Annotated in this window: 17 protein-coding genes; 12 read left to right on the top strand and 5 right to left on the bottom strand. The window is 62.2% G+C overall.

Annotated features, from left to right (window positions below; genetic code table 11):
- A partial coding sequence (locus tag Q0K07_RS09880; RefSeq protein ID WP_294558849.1) for a hypothetical protein occupies window positions 1-210 on the bottom strand: 210 nt, incomplete at its 3' end.
- Window positions 211-393: 183 nt separating this feature from the next.
- Between Q0K07_RS09880 and Q0K07_RS09875 the strand changes: the two genes are divergently transcribed.
- The 5 genes from Q0K07_RS09875 (at window position 394) to Q0K07_RS09855 (ending at window position 6,497) form a co-directional block, all read left to right on the top strand.
- Window positions 394-1,134 (top strand): sulfite exporter TauE/SafE family protein, encoded by a 741-nt coding sequence (locus Q0K07_RS09875; RefSeq protein WP_294558848.1) that lies wholly within the window; start codon window positions 394-396, stop codon window positions 1,132-1,134.
- Window positions 1,135-1,864: 730 nt separating this feature from the next.
- Window positions 1,865-2,815 carry a Tim44 domain-containing protein gene (locus Q0K07_RS09870; RefSeq protein WP_294558847.1) on the top strand — a complete coding sequence of 317 codons (951 nt, stop codon included), beginning with the start codon at window positions 1,865-1,867 and terminating at the stop codon, window positions 2,813-2,815.
- Between the two features lie 349 nt (window positions 2,816-3,164).
- Complete coding sequence (locus Q0K07_RS09865) at window positions 3,165-3,905, top strand: DUF4851 domain-containing protein (protein WP_294558850.1); 741 nt, start codon at window positions 3,165-3,167, stop codon at window positions 3,903-3,905.
- Between the two features lie 236 nt (window positions 3,906-4,141).
- Complete coding sequence (gene htpG / locus Q0K07_RS09860) at window positions 4,142-6,133, top strand: molecular chaperone HtpG (RefSeq protein ID WP_294558846.1); 1,992 nt, start codon at window positions 4,142-4,144, stop codon at window positions 6,131-6,133.
- Between the two features lie 16 nt (window positions 6,134-6,149).
- Window positions 6,150-6,497, top strand: a complete 348-nt coding sequence (locus Q0K07_RS09855; RefSeq protein ID WP_294558845.1) for a DsrE family protein — start codon at window positions 6,150-6,152, stop codon at window positions 6,495-6,497.
- A 168-nt stretch (window positions 6,498-6,665) separates the two neighbouring features.
- Here Q0K07_RS09855 and Q0K07_RS09850 read toward each other — a convergent pair whose 3' ends face one another.
- The 3 genes from Q0K07_RS09850 to Q0K07_RS09840 form a co-directional block, all read right to left on the bottom strand.
- Window positions 6,666-7,787, bottom strand: a complete 1,122-nt coding sequence (locus Q0K07_RS09850) for an MBL fold metallo-hydrolase (protein WP_294558844.1) — start codon at window positions 7,785-7,787, stop codon at window positions 6,666-6,668.
- An 83-nt stretch (window positions 7,788-7,870) separates the two neighbouring features.
- Entirely contained in the window at window positions 7,871-8,512 is a 642-nt protein-coding gene (locus tag Q0K07_RS09845) for a flavodoxin family protein (RefSeq protein ID WP_294558843.1), read from the bottom strand.
- 281 nt (window positions 8,513-8,793) lie between these two features.
- Window positions 8,794-9,918: a nitronate monooxygenase gene (locus tag Q0K07_RS09840; RefSeq protein WP_294558842.1), complete on the bottom strand. Its 1,125-nt coding sequence runs from the start codon at window positions 9,916-9,918 to the stop codon at window positions 8,794-8,796.
- A 455-nt stretch (window positions 9,919-10,373) separates the two neighbouring features.
- Between Q0K07_RS09840 and Q0K07_RS09835 the strand changes: the two genes are divergently transcribed.
- The 5 genes from Q0K07_RS09835 to Q0K07_RS09815 all read left to right on the top strand — a co-directional run bounded on the left by Q0K07_RS09835 (window position 10,374) and on the right by Q0K07_RS09815 (window position 16,166).
- The gene (locus tag Q0K07_RS09835) at window positions 10,374-11,384 is read left to right on the top strand and encodes a PhoH family protein (protein ID WP_294558841.1); all 1,011 of its coding nucleotides are present in this window, start codon (window positions 10,374-10,376) and stop codon (window positions 11,382-11,384) included.
- Window positions 11,371-13,800 carry an HDIG domain-containing metalloprotein gene (locus tag Q0K07_RS09830; RefSeq protein ID WP_294558840.1) on the top strand — a complete coding sequence of 810 codons (2,430 nt, stop codon included), beginning with the start codon at window positions 11,371-11,373 and terminating at the stop codon, window positions 13,798-13,800. The genes Q0K07_RS09835 and Q0K07_RS09830 overlap by 14 nt, the downstream gene beginning before the upstream one ends.
- Window positions 13,797-14,279 (top strand): rRNA maturation RNase YbeY, encoded by a 483-nt coding sequence (ybeY, locus tag Q0K07_RS13295; protein ID WP_367178889.1) that lies wholly within the window; start codon window positions 13,797-13,799, stop codon window positions 14,277-14,279. Before Q0K07_RS09830 ends, ybeY begins: the two co-directional genes overlap by 4 nt.
- A gap of 101 nt (window positions 14,280-14,380) precedes the next feature.
- Window positions 14,381-15,322: a GTPase Era gene (gene era / locus Q0K07_RS09820; protein ID WP_294558839.1), complete on the top strand. Its 942-nt coding sequence runs from the start codon at window positions 14,381-14,383 to the stop codon at window positions 15,320-15,322.
- Between the two features lie 130 nt (window positions 15,323-15,452).
- A complete protein-coding gene (locus Q0K07_RS09815; RefSeq protein ID WP_294558838.1) occupies window positions 15,453-16,166 on the top strand; it encodes a YggS family pyridoxal phosphate-dependent enzyme in 714 nt (237 codons plus the stop codon).
- A gap of 108 nt (window positions 16,167-16,274) precedes the next feature.
- Here Q0K07_RS09815 and Q0K07_RS09810 read toward each other — a convergent pair whose 3' ends face one another.
- The gene (locus Q0K07_RS09810; RefSeq protein ID WP_294558837.1) at window positions 16,275-17,033 is read right to left on the bottom strand and encodes an RNA methyltransferase; all 759 of its coding nucleotides are present in this window, start codon (window positions 17,031-17,033) and stop codon (window positions 16,275-16,277) included.
- A gap of 155 nt (window positions 17,034-17,188) precedes the next feature.
- On the opposite strand from Q0K07_RS09810, the gene Q0K07_RS09805 reads away from it, so the two are divergent.
- Together Q0K07_RS09805 and ftsY are read left to right on the top strand one after the other, a co-directional pair.
- Window positions 17,189-19,066: a LysM peptidoglycan-binding domain-containing protein gene (locus Q0K07_RS09805; RefSeq protein ID WP_294558836.1), complete on the top strand. Its 1,878-nt coding sequence runs from the start codon at window positions 17,189-17,191 to the stop codon at window positions 19,064-19,066.
- A gap of 15 nt (window positions 19,067-19,081) precedes the next feature.
- Complete coding sequence (gene ftsY / locus Q0K07_RS09800; RefSeq protein ID WP_294558835.1) at window positions 19,082-20,785, top strand: signal recognition particle-docking protein FtsY; 1,704 nt, start codon at window positions 19,082-19,084, stop codon at window positions 20,783-20,785.
- Window positions 20,786-21,086 lie beyond the last annotated feature (301 nt).

Genomic DNA, 21,086 nt, shown 5'->3' with positions numbered 1-21,086 from the left:
CAGTACGGCGGCCTTGTCGAACTCATCGTCAATGCCATGACCGACGTGAAGCCCGGCTTCATCAAGTGGGAAGAAGAGTAAATCGTCAGACAGAAGCCGGGGCGCGCCGCGCCCCGGCCGGAAGGGCGGAAGCTCAGGCTTCCGCCCTTTTTTCATGCCCGGAAAAGCGCAGGTGCGGTGGCCATCACCTTGTTTCCGTCTCTTTATCACCTTGTTCCTGTCTCTTTCACCGTCACTTCTCTGGACAGGGCCAGAGTCGCGGCGTATAACGCAAAACAAAGTGTTTTTTTTCTCTTTTTTGCATGACGGCGGTGTGCCGGAAAAGCGCAGGACATGTTCCCGCGATGCCTGCTTCAGGCCCGCGCCCGGCTCGATGTGTTACGGGAGTCTCCTATGGATTTTGTCTGGACCTGTTCCATGGTTGCGCTGGGCTGGTTTTTCGGCGGCATTGTCGGCGGCGCCACCGGCATTGGAACCATCATGATCGCCATGCCGCTGCTCACGGCGGTGCTTTCTCCCAGCGACGCCGTGCTGGTTTCCTGCCTTACCGGCCTGTTCGGCACGGTGCATCTCGCCTATTCCTACCGCAAGGCCTGCAGCTGGGGCGATATCCGCGATCTGGTCATCGGGGCCATTCCCGGCTGCATTCTGGGGGCGCTCATCCTCCGCATCGCCTCCATGCAGGTGCTGCAGCTCATGGTGTGCGCCATGCTGGCCTGCTTTGTGGTCATGCAGTGCTTTCACCGCTTCGCCACCTACCGCCTGCCCGATTCCACCGTCATCGGCCTCACGGCGGGCCTCATCTGCGGCTTTGTGAGCGGTTCCGTGGCCATGGTGGGCGCGCCCCTCGGCATTTATGTGCTCATGAAGCACTGGTCGCCCGACCGTTCCCGCGGCAACATGAGCGTGTTCTATGTATTCACGGGCATTGCCTCCGTGGCTTCCCAGGCCTTTGCGGGGCTGTACACCACAACGCTCGTTCAGGTTTCCCTCGTCGGCTTTGCCGGATGCCTGGTGGGGCAGGTCATGGGTGTGCGCATGGGACGCCGCATCAATCAGAAGCTTTTCCAGCGCATCGTGCTGGCCTTTCTCGCCCTTGCCGCCGTCATTCTTTTCCTCCGCGCCATGGAATAGTCTGAAAAGGCCGTGCGGCTCCAGGCGAAGCGGAGAAGCTCCGCCGGAGCGTGCCGCGTCCTCCATGCGGGGGATGCGGAGGGCTTTTCTGCCGCAGCACGGCCCCGTACAGGCATGTCAAGGAGCCGTGCCCCGGCTCCTCTCTGCGGCCCGGTCGCGGGCTTTCCCCCTGCAGGGACATGGTTTCGGTGCAGTCTGTTGCAGACTGCACTTTTTTTTGCCTTTTTCCGGTATGCTGAAGCGTGCCGGGGCGCAGTGCAGGCGCAGAAAATCCCCTGAGAAAAGAGCCGCCCGGGAACAGGGGCGGCAGGGCCGCTTCGGAATATCAGACGCCGGGCGGCGTTTTTCTTTCCGTCATGCCTCTGCGGCGTGCGCTTCGTATGCAGGGGAAGGGGAGTATGCCTGTGCAAAAGACGTGTTGTGCAGAAAATACGCTCTTCATCTTTCCGATATAAGGGGGAGAGTCCCTGTTCTTTTTACCGGAAGCAATGCACAACCAACCTTTCCGGCATGCTTTTCCAGAGAGGAGAAACTCCGCGCTCCGGAAAGGAGCATGTTGCAGCAAGACTTGTGAAAAGCCATGGAAGAGATGACTTTTTGTTGTACAGTCTTCCGGGAAAACTTTTTCTTCCCCCCTTCCCATTTTCGCTTTTCATGATTATGGTAATCTCGATTGTACCCGGCCTGCGAGAGGCGGGCCGGTTGTTAACCCAGTCCATAAGGAAAGAACATGAAAAAGTGGAAAACCCTTGCCCTCTGCGCAGCCTGTCTTGCCTCGCTGACCCTTGCCGCGCCTGATTTCGCGGACGCCGCCCGTCTCGGCAAAGGACGCAGTTTCGGCAGCTCCTCCATAATGAGCCGCCCGGCCACTCCTCCGTCCGGAGCGTTTCAGGGAGGTTCTTCTTCCGTGAATCGTCAGGCTCCCCTTGCCTCCAGCCGTGCCAACGGCGGCGCGGCCACCATGGCGAACAACAAAACCGGCCTTTTCGGCGGTCTGTTCGGCGGCCTTCTGGCCGGTACCATGCTCGGTTCCCTGCTGGGCGGCACCGGTATGGGCGGCGGCATGGTGGGCGGCCTCATGAACCTGCTTCTTCTCGGCCTTCTCGTGTACTTCGGCGTGCGTCTGTTCCGCCGTTTCCGCGGCGGGCAGGAATCTTCCCGCGAGGAGCGTGAGGTGCCCCGCAGCATGAATTATCAGGATACTTCCGCAGGTTCGCAGCCCTACGGTCAGGCCGGCGGCGCGTGGGACAGCCTGCGTTCCGCGCCTCAGGCCCCGGCGCAGGAAGCCGCGCAGACTGCGGCCGACATTCCCGCAGATTTCGATCAGGATGAGTTCCTGCGCGGAGCCAAGGCGGCCTATACCCGCCTCCAGAGCTCGTGGGACCGCCGCGATCTGGACGACATCGCCAACTTCGCCACCGATGACGTGATGCAGGAACTGCGCGAACAGGCCAAAGAGGACCCGAACCCCGGCAAGACGGAAATTTTGCTGGTGAACGCCTCCATTCTGGAAGTGCGGGAAGAGGGCGACCTGCGCCGCGTGGCCGTGTACTTCGACGTGCTCATGCGCGAGGATCAGCGCGCCGCCCGCCCCGAACAGGTGCGGGAAGTGTGGCACTTCGTCTGTTCCCGCCGCGAGGGCGACAGCTGGAAGCTGGACGGCATACAGCAGCTCTCGTAAGGCGCACGCGCCTTGCGTAAACCTTTTCCGCGCCCTCATTGCAGGGCGCGCTGATACGGTGCATGAGGCCGGTTCCTTCGGGACCGGCCTTTTTCATGCCCTGCGGGCTTTTCTGCGCGCCTTCGGGAAGGCGCGCGGGCCTTTGTGCGGCGCAGGCAGCTTTTGCCCGGCACGGCATGGGCGGCTCACCGGACAGCGCAAAACATCATGCAGGGCGCAAGTAGTTTCTGCAACCGTGCATGATTACTCATGGTTCTTCAGGCTCTGCGGCCTTCTTTTTCCCCTGCCTTCTGCTAGGTTGGTTTCCTGTTCCCGGATGGTCCGGGGCAGAAAACACGGAGAGAGCGTGATGAAGTATCTTTTTTCTGTGCTGGCGTTTCTGGCATTGTCTCTGCCCTGTTCGGCGTTTGCAGAATGGTCGGTGCTGAGGGGAGCCGGGCCCGAGGCCTCCTTTGAGTCCACGGCACGACCCACGGTGGCGGTGAAGGCTTCGCCCGGGCTTGCCGTGGTGGCGCAGGGCAGGATGACGGTTTCCCTTACCACGGACCGTTCTTTCTCCGACACCGGCGAAGGGCTGGTCTGGTACTGCCTGAGCGCGGGAAAGAACACGCAGCTGGCCGTGGCGCTGGCCGATGCGGGTTCCCGCTTCTGGGCCCCCGGCATCATGGGCACCAATCTGGAATTTCTGCCCGTGCTGTACGGCTGCTCTTCGGACCGGTACGGCAGTGTGACGCAGCGCGTGTTCGTGCGTCCCGTGCATCTTGATCCGTGGATGCCCGCCTTTGCCGGACACGGCGCGGGCTGGACGGCGGGCGTGCTGGTGAGCCAGTATGTGTGGATCTTGGACAACGGCGGACAGAAGCTTCTGGTGGAGTACCGCGAGCCTCTGGCTTCGGAAGGCTGCCCCATGGTGGACGATGCGGCCCTGCGCGATTTTGTGCACAGGGCGGATACGGCCTTTTCCGCCCGCTTCGGTGAAAACGGCGACATCAGCGCCTCGTCGCTTGTTCCCTACGCATGGGAAAGAAACGGCGTATCGCCGCGCCTTCTTTCCGCCGTTCTCGGCACCACCACGGAAAGAGCGTTTTAGCATCCCTGCCGCACCGGCCGCCCCGGGCACGGTGCGGCGCGGGATATCCCGGAGGCCGGGGGCGCGTTCCCCCGTCCATGCCCTTCTGCGGGGAAGCGGCGTGTTTTTTCCATTTGACTCTTGACTTCGGCGTGTTGCGCCTTATGTGACTGTTGGGCCCGGGAAACGGGCCCTTTCTTCAATGATCCCCGGGCCGGGCCCGTCCCTGCCGTCGGAAACATATCAGGAGGCCACACATGGCGGAAACCACGCATCAGTTTCGCGCGGAAACGTGCAAGCTGCTCAACATTCTTACCCATTCTCTGTACACCAATCACGAGATATTCCTTCGTGAACTTCTTTCCAACGCTTCCGACGCCCTGGAGAAGGTGCGCTTTCTTCAGACCACCGGCGGCGACGTGCGTGACCCCGAACTGCCCCTGGAAATCCGCATCAGCGTGGACAAGGACAACCATGTCCTCACCATTGCCGATACCGGCATAGGCATGACCGAAGAGGAAATGGTGGAGAACCTCGGCACCATCGCCCATTCCGGTTCCGAACAGTTCCTGCGTGAGAGAGAGGCGGAAAAGGCCGCCGAGGCCCCGGCCGCCGGAGAGGAAAAGAAGGATGAGGCCGCGCCTGCCGACGGCGAGGAAGCCATTGTCGAGCACGACGACTCCAAGCCCAGCGATGCGGCCCAGATCATCGGCCGTTTCGGCATAGGCTTCTATTCCGTGTTCATGGTGGCGAAGAAGGTGGAAGTCACCTCCGTATCCGCCACGGGCGACGGAACGCCCCATGTCTGGACTTCCGACGGCATGGGCAGCTTCACCCTGCGTACGCTGGAGGGCGCGGAGGCCGAAGGCATCAGGCGCGGCACCAGCGTGAAGATCTTCCTGCGCGACGATGCGCACGAATACGAGGAAAGCTTCCGTCTGGAAGGCGTGATCCGCAAGCATTCCAACTTCCTGCCCTTTGCCATCGAGCTTGACGGCAAGCGCATCAACACCACGGCCGCCCTGTGGAGGGAACCCAGGTTCTCCATCACTAAGGAGCAGTACAACGACTTCTACAAGTTCCTCACCTACGATCAGAAGGAACCTCTGGATGTCATTCATTTTTCCGTGGATGCGCCGGTGCAGTTCAACTGCCTGCTGTACATTCCCGGCACTGCCGTTGACGTGTTCGACGAACGCAAGGACGAATGGGGGCCCGACCTCTATGTGCGCCGCGTGCTCATCGACCGCCACAACAAGGAACTTCTGCCCAACTACTTCGCGTTCATGAAGGGCGTGGTGGATACCGAGGATCTGCCCCTCAACATTTCCCGCGAAACGCTTCAGGAAAACGTGGTGCTGCGCAAGATCGCCCAGACCATCACCCGTCAGCTGCTCACCCACTTCGAGCGCATGGCCAAGAGCGATCCTGAAAAGTACGAGGCCATGTGGAAGCTGCACGGCAAGTACATCAAGTTCGGTTTCGACAGCTTCCAGTACCGCGACCGCGTGGCGCCTCTGCTGCGCTACTATTCCACGGCGCAGGAAGACAAGCTCACGAGCCTTGACGACTACATTTCCCGCATGAAGCCCGACCAGAAGGAAATCTGGTATGTGGCGGCCTCCTCCATGGAAGCGGCCAAGGTGAACCCGCATCTCGGTCAGTTCCGCCGCAAGGGCGTGGAAGTGCTCTTCCTCACCGATCCTGTGGATGAGTTTGCGCTGGAAACCATCATGGAGTACCAGAAGCACCCCTTCAAGTCCGTGGAGCTTGCCGAGGCGGGCGCGCTGGACGCCTTCCCCGATGTGGAGGATGCGGAGCCGCGTCCTGAACCCCTTTCCGAAGAGGAAAAGCCGGAACTTGACGCCCTCATCGCTGCGGTGAAGTCCATCCTCGGCGATCAGGTGAAGGATGTGCGCGTCGCCACCAAGGCCATCGACGGGGCGGCCTGCCTCGTTTCGCCCGACGGCGTGAGTTCCTCCATGGAAAAGCTCATGCGCGTCATGCAGAAGAGCGACGGCATCCCGCAGAAGATTCTTGAACTCAACCCCGACCATGCTCTGGTGCGCGCGCTCATGCACATCTGCAAGAGCGGTGCGGATGACGACACGTTCAAGGATATGGTCAACACCCTTTTCGACACCACGCTGCTGCTCGACGGCTACATGAACGAACCCTTCGCCATGGCCGAACGCAACATGCGCCTGCTCCGCCAGGCCGCCGGCTGGTATTCCGATCTGCGCAAGTAAACGCAAGGAGAAGCCCATGTACTACGACCTCATCATCCATGTGGACGACAACGACAAAGGCCGCCTGAACCTCGCCTTCAACAATGTGGCGAACTACAAGGCCGGTCTGCCGGGAGAAAAGTTTTCCATCGTCATGGTGGCCAACGGCCCGGCCATTCAGCTTTTCACCCGCGAGAATGCGGAACTTGCCGAACGCGGGAAGAAGCTCATGGCCGAAGGGCTTTCCATCCGGCTGTGCAACAATGCGCTGAAGGCCTTCAACGTGCCCGTTTCCGAGCTGTGGGAAGGCTGTGAGGTCGTGCCTGCGGGCGTGGTGGAAATCGTGAAATTGCAGCGCGAAGGCTTCGCCTACCTGAGGCCGTAGCGCGGGTCCGCAAGGGCCGCGCCTTCCGTCCGTGGAGGCGGGAGGTTTTCGTACGGACGGGGAATGTTCCCTGCCCGTGGAGTGAAAAACGCCGTCCGTACCCTGAAAGGGGTACGGACGGCGTTTTTTCGTGTTCGTCGGGGAGGTTTTTCCGGGAGCAGAGCGCGTTTAAGCCTTGTTCATGTCTTCCCACCAGCGGGGCAGGGCGGGCAGGGGACCGGCAAGGGACAGGGCCTGCCCGATGACGGGCGTCACAAGGCGCAGGGAGGCTTTTTCCGCCGCCAGGACCGCGCGGCGGAAGGGCTCGTCCCACGGGTGATAGGCCAGGGCGAAGCGGCCCGTATGCGCGGGCAGAAGACAGGCCGCCCCGAGATCCGTGGCCGCGCGCACGGCCTGTTCCGGCGTCATGTGGATGTATTTCCAGCGTTCGTTGTACTGGCCCGAGTCCAGAAGGGCGATATCCACACCGGAAAAGCGCCTGCCTAAGTCGGCAAAGTGGGGGCCGTAGCCGCTGTCGCCGCTGAAGAACACCCTGCGCCCGGGCGTTTCCAGCAGAAAGCCCGTCCAGAGGGCCTTGTTCCGTGTGATGCCGCGGCCGGAATAGTGGCTTGCGGTGGTGACGTGGATGCGGAGCGTGTCGCCTATGTTCAGGGTTTCGCCCCAGTCCGCTTCGCGGATGCGCGCCCGGTCGAAGCCCCAGCGCCGGAAGTGCGCGCCCATGCCCAGCCCGCAGACCACAAGGCCGATGCGCTCCCTGAGCGCCATGACGGTGGGGTATTCCAGGTGGTCCCAGTGATCGTGGGAAATGAGCAGGCAGTCCACCGGGGGAATATCGTCCACACTACAGGGCGTGGAGCCGGGGAAGGCCGGAACGTTGAAGGATACGGGCGAGGCATGGTCGCCGAGCACCGGGTCGATGAGCACGCGCCTGCCGCCGAGCTGAAGGAAAAACGAGGAATGCCCCAGCCACACGAGGGTGTCGCCGGCGCTCCGGAGCGCGCTGAAGTCCGGCCGCAGGGAGGGCACGGGCCGGGGCGGCTCGGTATTCACTCTTTTTTCCGTGAGAAAGCGGAAAAGCGTTCCTGCAAGGGTGCTCCCGTCGCTCAGAACGGGACGGGGCACCAGGTTGTGGAATATGCCGTCCCTGAAGTGCGGGGAAGCCGTGATGCGGAGCATGTCTTCCGCCTCGGGCAGGGCTCCGAATTTTTCCTGCCCCAGAAAGGCCATGCCGCCTCCGGCTCCGACGGCAAGGGTTGCCGCCGCGGCTCCGAGAAAGGTTCTTCGCTTCACACGCTCTCCTTTGCTGCCGCCCCGGGCACGGGCGTGCCTGCGGCGGCAACTTCAGCTGTTCAGGTCCTGTGTCTGCGGAACGCTCAGAGGCTTCTGCCCAGGGCATAGGCCTGCTGAGGAAACGCCGTGCGTTCCACGGCTCCGGCGGGCCATACGCCGTGGGCGATGACGCGCCCCGCATCCGTCCAGCCGAGGTAGTCCAGAAGCACCTCGTAATGGGTGAGGATGGGGCTTTCGTTCCTTGCGGAATGGTTGGCGTAGGTCATCATGAGCACGGCCTTCTTCGGCGTGTGGAGCAGGGAGCTTATGGCGTAGAAGCGGTCGATGACGGCCTTGAGCTGGGCGGAGATGCCGAAATAATACATGGGCGTGGCAAAGGCCACCACGTCGGCCCGGAGAATGTGTTCCCGGACAAAGGTGAAATCGTCCTGAAACACGCAGGGGCCGTTCATGCCGCAGCTGTTGCAGGCCGTGCACGGGTGCACGTTGCGCAGGGCAGCGTCGAAGCGGGCCACCTTGTGCCCGGCCTCCTCCGCGCCGCGGATGAAGTGTGCGGCCAGCGTGCTGGAATTGCCGTTTTTCCTCGGACTGCCGGTGAGTACCAGAATGTTCATGCTGTCTCCCTGTGCGTTTTCGTCCGTCCGGGCATGGGAAAGGGCGGACGCGGCGAAGAGCGCTCCCCCTGCGGCCGTGAGCGTGGTTCTGAGAAAGTCGCGTCGCTTCATGTTCTGTCCTTTACCGTACCTGTTGAGCCTGAGGCAAGCCTCGTGCCCGGGCGGGGAGTACGGCCGGTATGTCTTTTTCCCGCTTATGCCTGTGGTATCGCGGCAGGCGGGGAAAGGGTAGATACGATTCTTCCCTTTTCTTGCCCGATGCTCTCAGAGGGAAAGGTTACGGCGTTCTGCAGGGAAAAAGAAAACGCCGCCCGTAAAGGCGGCGTTTTCCACTCAGGAGGAGCACGGCGGCCCTGCCCCGGGAGAGAAAGGGCGGGGCCGGAGCACCGAAATCAGGCCATGGCGGGCTGCTTCTTCAGCCCTTCCATGTATTCGTCGTATTCCCGGCGCAGGCTTTCCACAAGCTCATGCACGGAAACGATGCTCTTCACGCGCCCCACATTGGAGCCGCAGAATACAAAGCCCTTGTCGAGGTTGCCTTTCATGGCATTGATGAGGGCGGAGGAGATGCAGTAGGGGGTGGTGGAGGGGTCGCAGGTCTTGATGCAGTGGAACACGCACTTGAAGGGCTTCTTCCGGCCTTCGCGTGCGGCACGGATGAAATCGTTGTCCAGCGCGCGGCCGGGCATGCCCACGGGGCTGTGAATGATGGTCACGTCTTCTTCCCTGGCGTTCACATAGGCCTGCTTGAAGCGGATGTCCGCATCGCATTCGTCGGTGGCCACGAAGCGGGTGGCCATCTGCACGCCGGAGGCGCCGAGGGCGAGCATTCTTGCAATGTCCGCGCCGCTGAACACACCGCCGCCCGTGATGACGGGAATGGCCCGCCCGGCCTTGTCTTCCAATGCCCTGGCGGCGTCCGTCACGCCGGAGACCAGCTTTTCCAGCGCAAAGGCCTCATCGAAGATGTGTTCTTCGGCAAAGCCGAGGTGTCCGCCCGCCTTGGGGCCTTCGAGCACGAAGGCGTCGGGCAGAAGGCCGGTTCTGGACATCCACTTCTTGGCGATGAGGGTGGCGGCGCGGCCCGAGGAAACGATGGGGACGAGCTTGGTGCGGAATTCTTCCTTCTTCTGTTCGCAGGTTTCCTGAAAGATCCTGGGAAGATCCATGGGCAGTCCCGCCCCGGAGAAGATCACGTCGGCATGGGATTCGATGGAGGCCTTCACCATTTCGGCAAAGGTGGTGAGCGCCACCATGATGTTCACGCCGATGATGCCCGAAGTGGCGGCGCGGGCCTTTTCGATTTCGCGGCGCAGGGCGCGCACGTTGGCTTCGATGGGGTTGGAGGCAACGTCGGGTTCGCGCATGCCCACCATGGCCCCGGCAATGACGCCGATGCCGCCTTCCTCGGCCACGGCCGAAGCCAGACGGGAAAGAGATATGCCGACGCCCATGCCGCCCTGGACTATGGGCGTGCGGGCGATGAGATCACCGATTTTCAGCGCAGGAAAAGACATGGAAAAACCTTACCTCCGGCCTCCGCAGGAAAGGAGGCGGATTTATGGGTTGGGAAAAACTTTGCCAAAAGAGTGGAGCCAGTGTAAAACCCCTTTTTTGTTATGACAAGGGGGGAAGAAAAATAACAGTTATTACCGGATAAGCGCTATTATCCATCACTTCAAAGACTTAGTTATAAATATGGGGAAAATGCCGGGAAAAGGAAAGCAATTTTTTTTGCCGCGTTTTTGGGCGCTGTTGCGGACTTTTTCAGGTTGCGGCGAAGATTATGCCGGACTTTTCCGCCGAAGGCGCGCGATGAGGGGCGCGGCCTTTTCTTCGCGGGGCGGGAAGGCCGGGCCCGCCTTCCCGGGGTTTTCGCGCAAGAAGGGCCGCTTATGGACTCTTTACCGGTTTTGACGTAAGAAGAAAGGCTGTACCGCGCGCAGCGCGCGGATTCATGGAAAAACAGGATATGCGTGTGAAATCGTCCTTTGCGGAAACGCTGGCCTTTGACGACGCCGGGCTGGCCAGCCAGCTTTTCGGTCCTCTGAACGCCCATCTCGAACTCATTGCCGACGCATCCGGCGCGGATCTGCAGACGCGGGGCACGGAACTTACCGTCAGCGACCCGCGTCCCGAACAGCGCGAGCTTCTGCTCAATCTCTTCACCCAGAGCTACGGGCTTCTGCAGAACGGCCATACCCTGCGGGGGGAAGACCTGCTTCAGGGCTATGAGGAGCTTCTGCGCAACCGTCATGCCGACATAGGCAGGATGTTCCGCGAGGCGAGCGTCATTGTCTCGCCGCGCAAGAGCATTGTGGCCCGCAACACGGCGCAGCGGCAGTACATGGAGCTTCTGCGCAGAAACGAGCTGGTGTTCGCCACCGGGCCCGCAGGCACGGGCAAGACCTACCTTGCCGTGGCCATGGCCATTTCCATGCTTTCCGCCAAGCGCGTGAAGAAGATCGTGCTCACCAGGCCCGCCGTGGAGGCGGGGGAGCGGCTGGGCTTTCTGCCCGGCGACATGGAGGACAAGGTGAATCCCTACCTGCGTCCCCTCTACGACGCCCTGAGCGACATGCTCGGGCCGCAGGGCTTTGCGCAGAAGCAGGAATCGGGCGTCATCGAGGTGGCGCCGCTTGCCTTCATGCGCGGCCGCACCCTGAACGACGCCTTCCTCATCCTCGACGAGGCGCAGAACACCACGCGCGAACAGATGAAGATGTTTCTTACCCGCATGGGCTTCGGTTCCCGTGCCGTCATTACCGGCGACGTGACGCAGATAGATCTGCCGCCCGTGAACCGGGCTTTTCTGCGCGAAGGGGAAAAGGAAGGGGAGACCCGTTCAGGCCTTGTGCACGCCCTGCGCGTGCTCGACGGCGTGCGCGGCGTGGCCGTTCATCATTTCCACAGCTCCGACGTGGTCCGTCATCCTCTGGTGGGCCGTATCGTGGAAGCTTACGATCGGTATGAAAAAAACTAGGAAGATATCTCCGGTCAGTGTTTCCCAGCTTCTGGGCCATTCCCGGTCCATGTTCATGCACCATCATCACGACTGGGGGCTTTTCTCCCTGGCCGTGGCGCTTGCGCTGGTTTCCCTGCTCTGTGCGGTGCAGCCGGGGCGCACGGCGCGCGTGGTCTATCCCGCCGGGGAAATCGCGGCGCATGACGTGGTTTCCGACAGGGATCTTCTGGTGGAGGACCCGCAGGCCACGCAGCAGCGGCGCGACAGGGCGCTGGCGCTCCAGCCCATGGTGTTCGACATCGACAAGAAGGGCATTGAACGCTTCCGGCAGGAAAGTCTCGGCCTGCTCGACGAGATCAACAGGCGCGGTCTGGACGACGCGGGGCTGGAAAAGGTGCGCCGCGCCTTCAACGAGAGGCACCTTTCCGACGTGTCCTCCTCGGCCTTTCGTCTGCTTGCGGCCTCCTATGTGCAGGAATATCTGCTGAGCACCCTCATTCCGTGGATGGAATCGGCCCTGTCCAACGGCGTCATTGCCGACATGCGCCAGCTTTCCAACACCGACAACGCGGCCGTGGTGCGCGATCTGGACAGCGGCACGGAAGTGCTGCGCACCCAGGCGGGCGGGCTGAAGGATATCCGCATGCTCAAGGTGGCCCTCGGGCGCAAGCTGCGTGCGGAGGAAAAGCTCAATTCCCGCGCCAAGGTGGTGCTTCAGGAGGTCATGCCCCTCATGGTGGTGCCCACGCTGGCCGTGAATCAGGAAGTGACCAGTCAGCGCAACGAGGAAATGCTCGCCGCGGTGGAGCCGGTGCTCTACAAGGTGCAGCCCGGAGAAGTGCTGGTGCGCGCGGGCGACATGGTGACCCACGAGCAGCAGATCAAGCTTCAGGCCCTTTTCCGCGCCACGCCCGGCGCGGTGGACTGGCATGTGTTCTGCGGCTGCTTCGTGCTGGGCTTTTTCCTTCTGCTCGGGCTTTTCATCACGCCGAGCGGCAACAAGGGCACGGTGCTGCGCACCAAGGATCAGAACCTCATCGCCCTGCTGCTCGTGGTGTTTTCCCTGGCCGCATGGGGCACCATGTACCTGCTGGTGGCCGCAGCCTCCACGCCCATCGCCCATATTCTGGCCTTCGCCTTTCCCGTGGCGGGCGGCACGGGCCTTGCGGCGCTCATTTTCGCCGCGCGGCGCTACTGCACCGTGGGGCTCATGCTCTCCTTCTTTGCCACGGTCATCTTCCGGGGCGACATTGCGCTGTTCTTCTTTTATTTCATGTCGTCCATGACCAACACCTGGCTTGTGCTGCGCGCGCAGAACAGGCAGGACGTGGTGTGGGGGAGCCTGCCGCTGCTTCTGTGGATGCTCATGACGGGCTTCGGCGCGGCGCTGTTCATCCATCTGGAATGGTCGCAGCTTCCCGTGCTGCTGGCGGCGCTGTTCTGCAACGCCATAGGTTCGCTCTTCCTGCTTTTTGCCCTGAGCCCCGTGCTGGAAATGCTCATGGGCTACACCACGCGCTTCCGCATGATGGAACTCATGAACCTTGAGCATCCGCTGCTGCAGGAACTCATGATGACGGTGCCGGGCACCTATCATCACTCTCTCGTTGTGTCCAACCTGGTGGAGGCCGGGGCGGCGGCCATAGGGGCCAACAGCCTGCTGTGCAAGGTGGGGGCGCTCTATCACGACATAGGCAAGATTTCCCGGCCGGAATACTTTGTGGAAAACCAGTTCGGCGGGCCCAACCCCCACGACAAGCTTTCCCCGGCCATGAGCGCGCTTATTCTCTTTTCCCACGTCAAGCAGGGCGCGGAACTGGCCGAGGAATACCATCTCGGCCGCGAGATCACCGACATCATCGTGCAGCATCACGGCACGCGCGGGGCCATGTTCTTCTACAACAAGGCCCTGCAGCTGGGCGAGAATCCGAGACTGCAGGATTATTCCTATCCCGGGCCGAGGCCGCAGAGCAAGGAAGCCGCCATCGTCATGCTGGCCGACTCCGTGGAGGCGTCGAGCCGCACGCTGGTGGATCCCACCCCGGCGCGCATCCGGGCCCACGTTACCAAGATCGTGAAGGGCGTGTATGCCGAGGGTCAGCTCGACGAGTCGGACCTCACCTTCCGCGACCTGAACAAGCTCATCGACAGCTTCGTGCGCATCATCACCGGCCTTTTCCATCAGCGTATCGCCTACCCCGAGGAAAAGCCCGAACAGCACAGGAACCGCCAGAAGGTGGAGGAGTGCAGGAAGGAGGAGGCCGAAGAGCTGAAGATGGAATGGGTGGTGGGCACCCCCGGCAGAGCGGGCGCGGACAAGGCGCAGGAGAAATCCGGCGCGGAAGAGACGATGAAGGAGACGCGTGCGCAGGAGGGCCGGAATGAGGCTTCCGAAGGCGCCGGGGCTTCCGGAAACGGGGAGAAAAGGGCATGAGTCACCTTGATGTGGAAATGCGCGCCCCCTGCCGCTTCTGCCGGAGACAGTGGCTTTCGTGGCTTTCTGCCATGCACGGGGCCGCCTTTGAGGCGGGCATGCTGCCCGGGCAGGAAAACGGTCCCCGCGCCTTTGAGGATACGGGAGGCAGAAGGCCGGAAGAGCTTGCCGTGCAGCTCATCGTGGCTTCCGACGGGGACATCGCCTGCGTGAATCTCCGCAATCTCGGCTGCTCCGGTCCCACGAACATTCTGAGCTTCCCCGGAGATGAAGGGGGAGTTGGCACGCTTTTTCTCAGCGCCGATACCCTGGAGCGCGAAAGCGTGCTCTACGGGCAGCAGGTGCCCGTGCACGCCGTGAGGCTTCTGGCCCACGGCATGGGGCATATTCTGGGCTTCGACCACGGCCCGGAGATGGATGATTTCTGCGACTTTCTCGCCGACGCCGCCCGGGGCGGAGCGTCGGAGATTGACGCTTGACGTTTCCCCTTGCTGTGGTTCAATCTGTAAAGCCCCTTTCGTCACAGACAGGGCGCGCCGAAGGCTTTTCGCGCCCGCTACCTTGATATATCGGAGAAAACATGGCCAGAATACAGAACGAACACCGTTGCGGATGGGTGGCTCTCATGGGTCCGCCCAACGCGGGCAAGTCCACGCTGCTCAACGCCCTTCTGGGGCAGAAGATAAGCATCGTGACTTCCAAGCCGCAGACCACGCGCAGCCGTGTGGTGGGCATCATGTCCGAACCCGGCGCGCAGGTCATTTTCATGGATACGCCCGGCGTGAACCATTCCCGCCAGCAGCAGCGCGGCCACCTCAGCAAGATGATGAGCCAGGCCGCATGGCAGAGCATGGCCGCCGCGCATGCAGTGATGCTGGTGCTCGACGCCGACCTGTACCTGCGCCGTCCGGAATTTCTGGACCGCGACATCCAGTCCCTGCGCGACGCCCTCACGGACGACGAGCGCCCCCTGCTCGTGGTGGTGAACAAGGTGGATCTTTTCCACGACAAGTCGCGCATGCTGCCGCTTCTGGTGAAGCTTCAGGAATATTTCCCGAAAGCCGAGGTCTTCCCCATGTCCGCCCTCACCAAGGACGGACTCGGCGAACTCAAGAAGATCATCGTGAGCATGATGCCCGAAGGCGCCTCCCAGTTCCCGGAAGACCAGCTTTCCACCGCGCCCACGCGCTTTCTTGCCGCGGAAATCGTGCGTGAGAAGGTGTTCGAGCGCCTGCGTCAGGAAGTGCCCTACACCACTGCCGTGGACATCGAATCGTGGGAGGAGGAGCCTGAGCGCGACCTGACCATCATTCATGCGGTCATCTTCGTGCAGCGTCCCTCGCACAAGGCCATGGTCATAGGCCGGGCCGGTTCCACCATCAAGGAAATCGGCACCGAGGCCCGCCGCGACATACAGAACCTCATCGGCGGCAAGGTGCATCTGCAGCTTTTCGTCAAGGTCAAGGACAACTGGGCCGAGGATACCGAGCTTCTGCACGACCTCGGGCTGGAAGACGAATAGTGTCTTTCCCGGCCGTGCTGCGGCCGGGCGTCTCCGCCGCCGGCGGAGCATTTTTCCGGGGAAAGGTGCGTTCTTCAGGCGCGCCTTTCCTGCATCATGAAGCGCCCTGCGGGGCGGGAGGCTGTCGGATATGAGCCTGCTGGAAGAGCGATGGAGAACCGTGCTGGATACCATGGCCGAGTCCGTGCGCAGAGCCGGCCGTGAGGCGGGAAGCGTGCGCCTTGTGGCGGTATCGAAGTTTCACCCGGCTTCGGACATTGCCGAGCTCTGCCGTCTGGGCCAGCGCGACTTCGGGGAAAACTATGTGCAGGAAGCCCGCGCCAAGCAGGAGGAACTTGCCGCTCTCGATATACGCTGGCACGCCATAGGCCCGGTGCAGACCAACAAGGCCAAGGATGTGGCGGGGCGCTTTTTCCTGCTGCATACCCTGGACCGTGCAGACCTTGCCCGCGCGCTTCTGCGCCGCCTGCCCGAAGGAGCGACGCAGGACACGCTCCTTCAGATAAACATAGGCGAGGAACCGCAGAAATCGGGCGTTGCGCCTTCCGCTGCGGAGGCGCTCTGTGAGGAACTTCTCAGAGACGGCCTTGTCTCTTCCGAAGGGCCGGGACTCTGCCTGCGCGGGCTCATGTGCCTGCCGCCGCGCTGCGGCGAGGGCGAAGAGGCCCGCCCGTACTTTGCGGCGCTGAGAAAACTGCGCGACGAGCTTTCCGCAAGAACCGGCCTTGCCCTGCCGGAACTTTCCATGGGCATGTCCGGTGATTACCGGCAGGCCATAGAGGAAGGTTCCACCATGATCCGTGTGGGTACGGACATTTTCGGGCCGCGGCCCGTGAAGGCGTAGTACCTGCAGTGGAACACGTTGTTCTGCCTGCAGAAAAAGGCTCCGGCATTTGCCGGAGCCTTTTTTCATGGTACTTTCCAGGGGCTGCGGCGGAAGGCGCCCCGAGGCTCACATGTCCAGCGAACGCGCGAAGCAGGAAATGAGTATGGCTCCCGCCTGGGCCACGTTCAGGGAGTCGAAGTCGCGGCGGAAAGGGATGCACAGGCTGCATTCGCAGTGCTTGAGCACGCCTGGCCTCACGCCCTTTTCCTCGTTGCCGAGCACCAGCAGGGCGGGGAGGGGCAGTTTTTCCACAAGGGGATTCACGCTCTCTTCCACCTTCTGCGCCGCACAGGTGACAAAGCCGGCCTGCCTTGCCTCTTCCACGGCGCGGGAAAGGTTGACCACCTGGGTGACGGGCAGGCGTTCCAGCGCGCCTGCGGCGGAGCGGCGTGCGCCCGGTCCGAGGAAGGCGCTGTTGTGCCGCGGCAGAATGAGCCCGGCCCCGCCCATGGCAAAGAGCGTGCGGGCCAGCGTGCCCACGTTGCCCGGGTCCTGCACCTGATCGAGGGCCACCATGAGCGGAAGCGGCGCGTGCGCCGCCTGTTCCAGAAACTGTTCCCACGGCATGAAGGAGGCCTCGCGCAGCCTGGCAATGACGCCCTGATGCCCGGCGCCGCCCGCCATGCGCACGAGGGTGTCATCGTTCACCAGAGAAAAGCGCACCCCGTAGTCGCGGCAGAGGTCGAGCAGACGGGAGCTTTCCGCTCCGGCGCGTCCTTTGCGGATAAAGACCATGTCCACCCGTTCGGGTTCGCGTTCCAGCATTTCCAGTACGGGCTTCATGCCCGGCAAAAAATTTTCCCTGTCGTGGTCGTTTCTCATCATGCGCCGTTATTTCCAGTGGATAGCGTTTAAAAAACTGCGGGGGGCCGGTTATTGCGGATTGAATCCCCGCGCTTTTCAAGGTATCTTTACCCTTTCCTTATGGCTGGTATCCTGCTTTTGTCCGAGATGCAAGTCCACAACGATGGAGTGAAGATATGAATATCGGTAAATGGTGCCGCCTTCCCTTCCTGGGAATGGCGGCGCTGGTCATGCTTTCCGGCTGTGCGAATCAGCAGAAGGTGGAAAGCCCCGAGCTTCTTTCCGCCGAAGCGAGAAACGAGGCTGTGGATCTGGGTTCCCTCTCCGCCCTTTCCCCCACGGAGAAAAAAGCCTACGCGAACACCGGAAAACTCGACAGAAATCTTTCCCCGGCCATGGAAACGCAGGTCCGCTATCACTTCATCAAGTATTCGCGGGAGCGGCGCGGCACCATGGAGAATTTCCTGCGCAACAGCATCCCGTACCTGAACTATACCAAGAGCGTGTTCCGTTCCCGGGGGCTTCCCGAGGATCTGGCCTATCTCGCCTATCTGGAAAGCGGCTACAACCCCGTGGCCGTGTCCCGTTCCAACGCCGTGGGCATGTGGCAGTTCATTTCCTCCACGGGCAAGGCCTACGGACTCCGGCAGGACTGGTGGACGGACGAGCGCAGGGATCCCTACCGCTCCACCGAAGCGGCGGCCAGCTATCTTTCCCGCCTGTACGACATCTTTCATGACTGGCACCTTGCCGTTGCCTCCTACAACGGCGGCGAGGGCAAGATAGGCCGCGCCAAGGAAGCCACGGGCGCAAGCAAGCTTCATGAAATCATCCAGAAGAACGACAGGCTGGACTACAACCTGCAGCTGCGCGAGGAAACCATGCTCTATGTGCCGCGTTTCCTTGCCATTTCCAAGATCATGCGCAATGCCGACACGCTGGGCATACGGCCTGCGTCGCCGGATGCCGATCATCCCGTGCTGGTTCCCGTGGCAACGCTCACGGCAAAGCCCGCCACCGACCTTGTGGAACTGAGCCGCCGCCTCAACATGAGCTGGAAGGAATTTCTCGCCTACAATCCGCATATTCTGCGTTCCATCTCTCCGGCCGGGCGCTCCTGCACCGTGTATGTGCCGAAGAACAAGGAATCCCAGGCAAAGGCGCTTCTTGCGGGCCGGCTTTCCGGCGCGGGCTGGCGCTACTACAAGGTGGCCAAGGGCGACACCCTGGCCCGGGTAAGTTCCCGCACCGGCGTTCCCGCCTCCATCATCAGTCAGCTCAATCCCGGCAAGCTCAAGCGGGGCCAGACGCTCCGCATGCCTGCAAGCGGCAGAAATCTCCCCGCCATCCAGCCTTCCGCGCCGGTGAGGGAAACGGCCATTGCCTCGGCTTCTCCGCGCAGAAACACGTCGAAGAACGATCATGCCAGGAACGCTCTGGCGGAACTTCGCGGCAGCAGAGGCTCTCTGCCCGCCACCTACAAGGTGCAGAGCGGCGATACCCTTTCCTCCATCGCCAGAAAGTATGACATGGATCTCAGCGACATCTATGCCGCCAACGGCGGCGAAAACAAACTCGGCACGCTGCACATCGGGCAGGTCATCCGCCTTTCCGCCCCGAAAGCGGTGGCGGTCAAGTCGACTCCGGCCCGCAAGGCTCAGGCGCGCACGGCTTCCCATACGGTGCAGAGCGGGGAAACCGCCTATGCCATTTCCCGCAAGTACGGCATCTCCTTCCAGGAACTGTGCGAGCTCAACGGCGGCGCGGAAAAACTCTCCAGCCTTTCCCCCGGTCAGCAGCTGAAGGTTCCTTCCGGCAAGGCTGTTGCCGTGGCCGCCGCCCCCGCCCGTACCGCGACCAGGGCAAAGGCTCCGGCCGCCCCCGCCCGCAAGGGCGTGACCGCGGAAACGTACTGCGTGCAGAACGGCGAAACCCTGTGGAGCATTTCCCGCAAGTTCAACATGAAGCCCATGGAACTTCTGGCGCTCAACGGCATGGATCAATCCACCCGCGTCAAGGTGGGCGATACCGTCAAGGTCATTCGTCACAAATAACAGCCTGAGGTGAATATGGGATTTTTCTCCGCAGTAAAAAAATTCTTTTCCGGCGGCTCCCATGCCCCCGAAGAGGTGAAGCAGGAAAAAGCGCCGGAAAGCCCGAAGGAGGAAGTCTCCGGGCAGGCTGAGGAAAAGCCGCAGGAAGCTCCGGCAGAAGAGAAGGCCGGGCCGGAAACGCCTGAGCCGGAAAAGGCTGATGCGTCCGCCGGTCCGGAAGCTCCGCTCCCGGAAGAAGACTCTGCCGAAGCATCTCCCGTAGATGAAGCGCCCGCAGAAGCAACTCCCGCAGAGGAAGAAGCCGCCGCAGAAGCGCCCGAGGCCGGGGAAGTTTCTGCCGGGAAGGAAGCTGCGGAAGAGCCTGCTTCCGAGGCTCCGCACAAGGGCCCGGAAGAAGCTCTGGAGGCGTCTTCCGAAGTGTCGCCTGCTCCCGAAGAAGCCGCTCCGGTGGAGGAAGCGCTCCCTGCCGAAGCTCCGGCCGCCGCTCCCGCCGGGGGCACGCTTGCCCGTTCGCCGGAGGAAGAGGCCCTTGCCCTTGCTCTCCGTCAGGCGGAACCGAAACTTTCCGCATGGCTGGCCGTGGTGCTCGAAGGCGTGGAGGAAGAGGGCGATCTTCTCTGGTCGCGTCTTTCCTTCCTGCTGCGCGCACTGGAAACCCCTGAAGATGAAGCCCGCCTCTTTCTGGATGATTTCAGGAACTGGCTGGAGCGCATGGAATATCACTGGCTGGAGGATTTCCGCTCCGAACTCCAGTATCGTCTGGCCCTTGCGCTGGACATGGAAGATGAGGAAGACGAGCGCGACCGCCTTTTCGCCAAGCTGCAGAGCGGCCTTGAGCGCACCCGCGCCCGTTTCGGGCAGGGCCTTGCCGCGCTCATGTCCGGCCATTCCGCGCTGGATGCGGCCTTCTGGGAAGAGATGGAAGAGCTCTTCATCATGGCCGACATGGGGGCCGAACCTTCCCTTGCCCTGGTGAAGCGCCTCAAGGATCGCGCCCGCGAAGAGGGCGTGACCACGCCCGACGCGCTCATGCCCCTTCTGGAAGAGGAAGTGGAGGCCATCTTCAAGGCTCCCCGCCGCATTACGGCCGTGAATCCGCCGGAAGTCATCCTCATGGTGGGCGTGAACGGCGTGGGCAAGACCACCACCATTGCCAAGCTGGCCTATCGCGCCCGCATGCAGGGCAAGAAGGTGCTCATTGCCGCGGCCGATACCTTCCGTGCCGCCGCCGTGGAACAGCTCGAAGAGTGGGCCAGGCGCGTGGGTGCGGATTTCCATGCCAAGGGCATGGGGGCCGATCCTGCGGCCGTGGCCTTTGAAGCCATGGACAAGGGCCTGAAGGGCGGATACGACGTGATTTTCATTGATACGGCAGGCCGCCTGCACACCAAGTCCAACCTCATGGACGAACTGCACAAGATACGCATGGTGGTGGAGCGCAAGCACGCCGGAGCGCCGCACCGCACCATTCTGGTCATCGACGCCACCACCGGGCAGAACGCCCTGCAGCAGACAAAGATGTTCAAGGATACCAGCGGGGTGAATGAAATCATCCTCACCAAGCTCGACGGTACGGCCAAGGGCGGCGTGGCGCTTGCCGTGGCCAGCCAGTTTGAACTGCCCATTACCTTCATCGGGCTCGGGGAAAAAATGGAAGATCTGCGCCCCTTCGATGCGCACGATTTCGCCCGCGCCCTTCTGGGCCGGGGCGACGCCTAGCCCTTTTTTCTGTCGGAAAGCGCCGGTCTCTCTCGGGAGGCCGGCGTTTTTTTTTTGCCCGCAACGCTGCAGAAAGGCCTGCGCACCGCCTTTTCCGTTTTTCCGGCCGCCGTGCGGGCGCTCTGCCGTGCGGCCGGATGGCTGACAGAGGGAGCCGGACACGGTACGGCTCCGCCTTCGGGGAAGCCTGCGCGTTGCCGTTTTGTGCCTGAGACAAGCTTTTTTCTCTCCGAAGATCAGTTTTTCCACGCCCCTGCAGGGCGCAGAAGACCGCAGGGAGGCCTTTTCCCGCAAAGACGGA

This window comes from uncultured Mailhella sp. (assembly GCF_944324615.1).
GTDB lineage: Bacteria > Desulfobacterota > Desulfovibrionia > Desulfovibrionales > Desulfovibrionaceae > Mailhella.
This window is presented reverse-complemented; position numbering and strand designations above follow the sequence as displayed.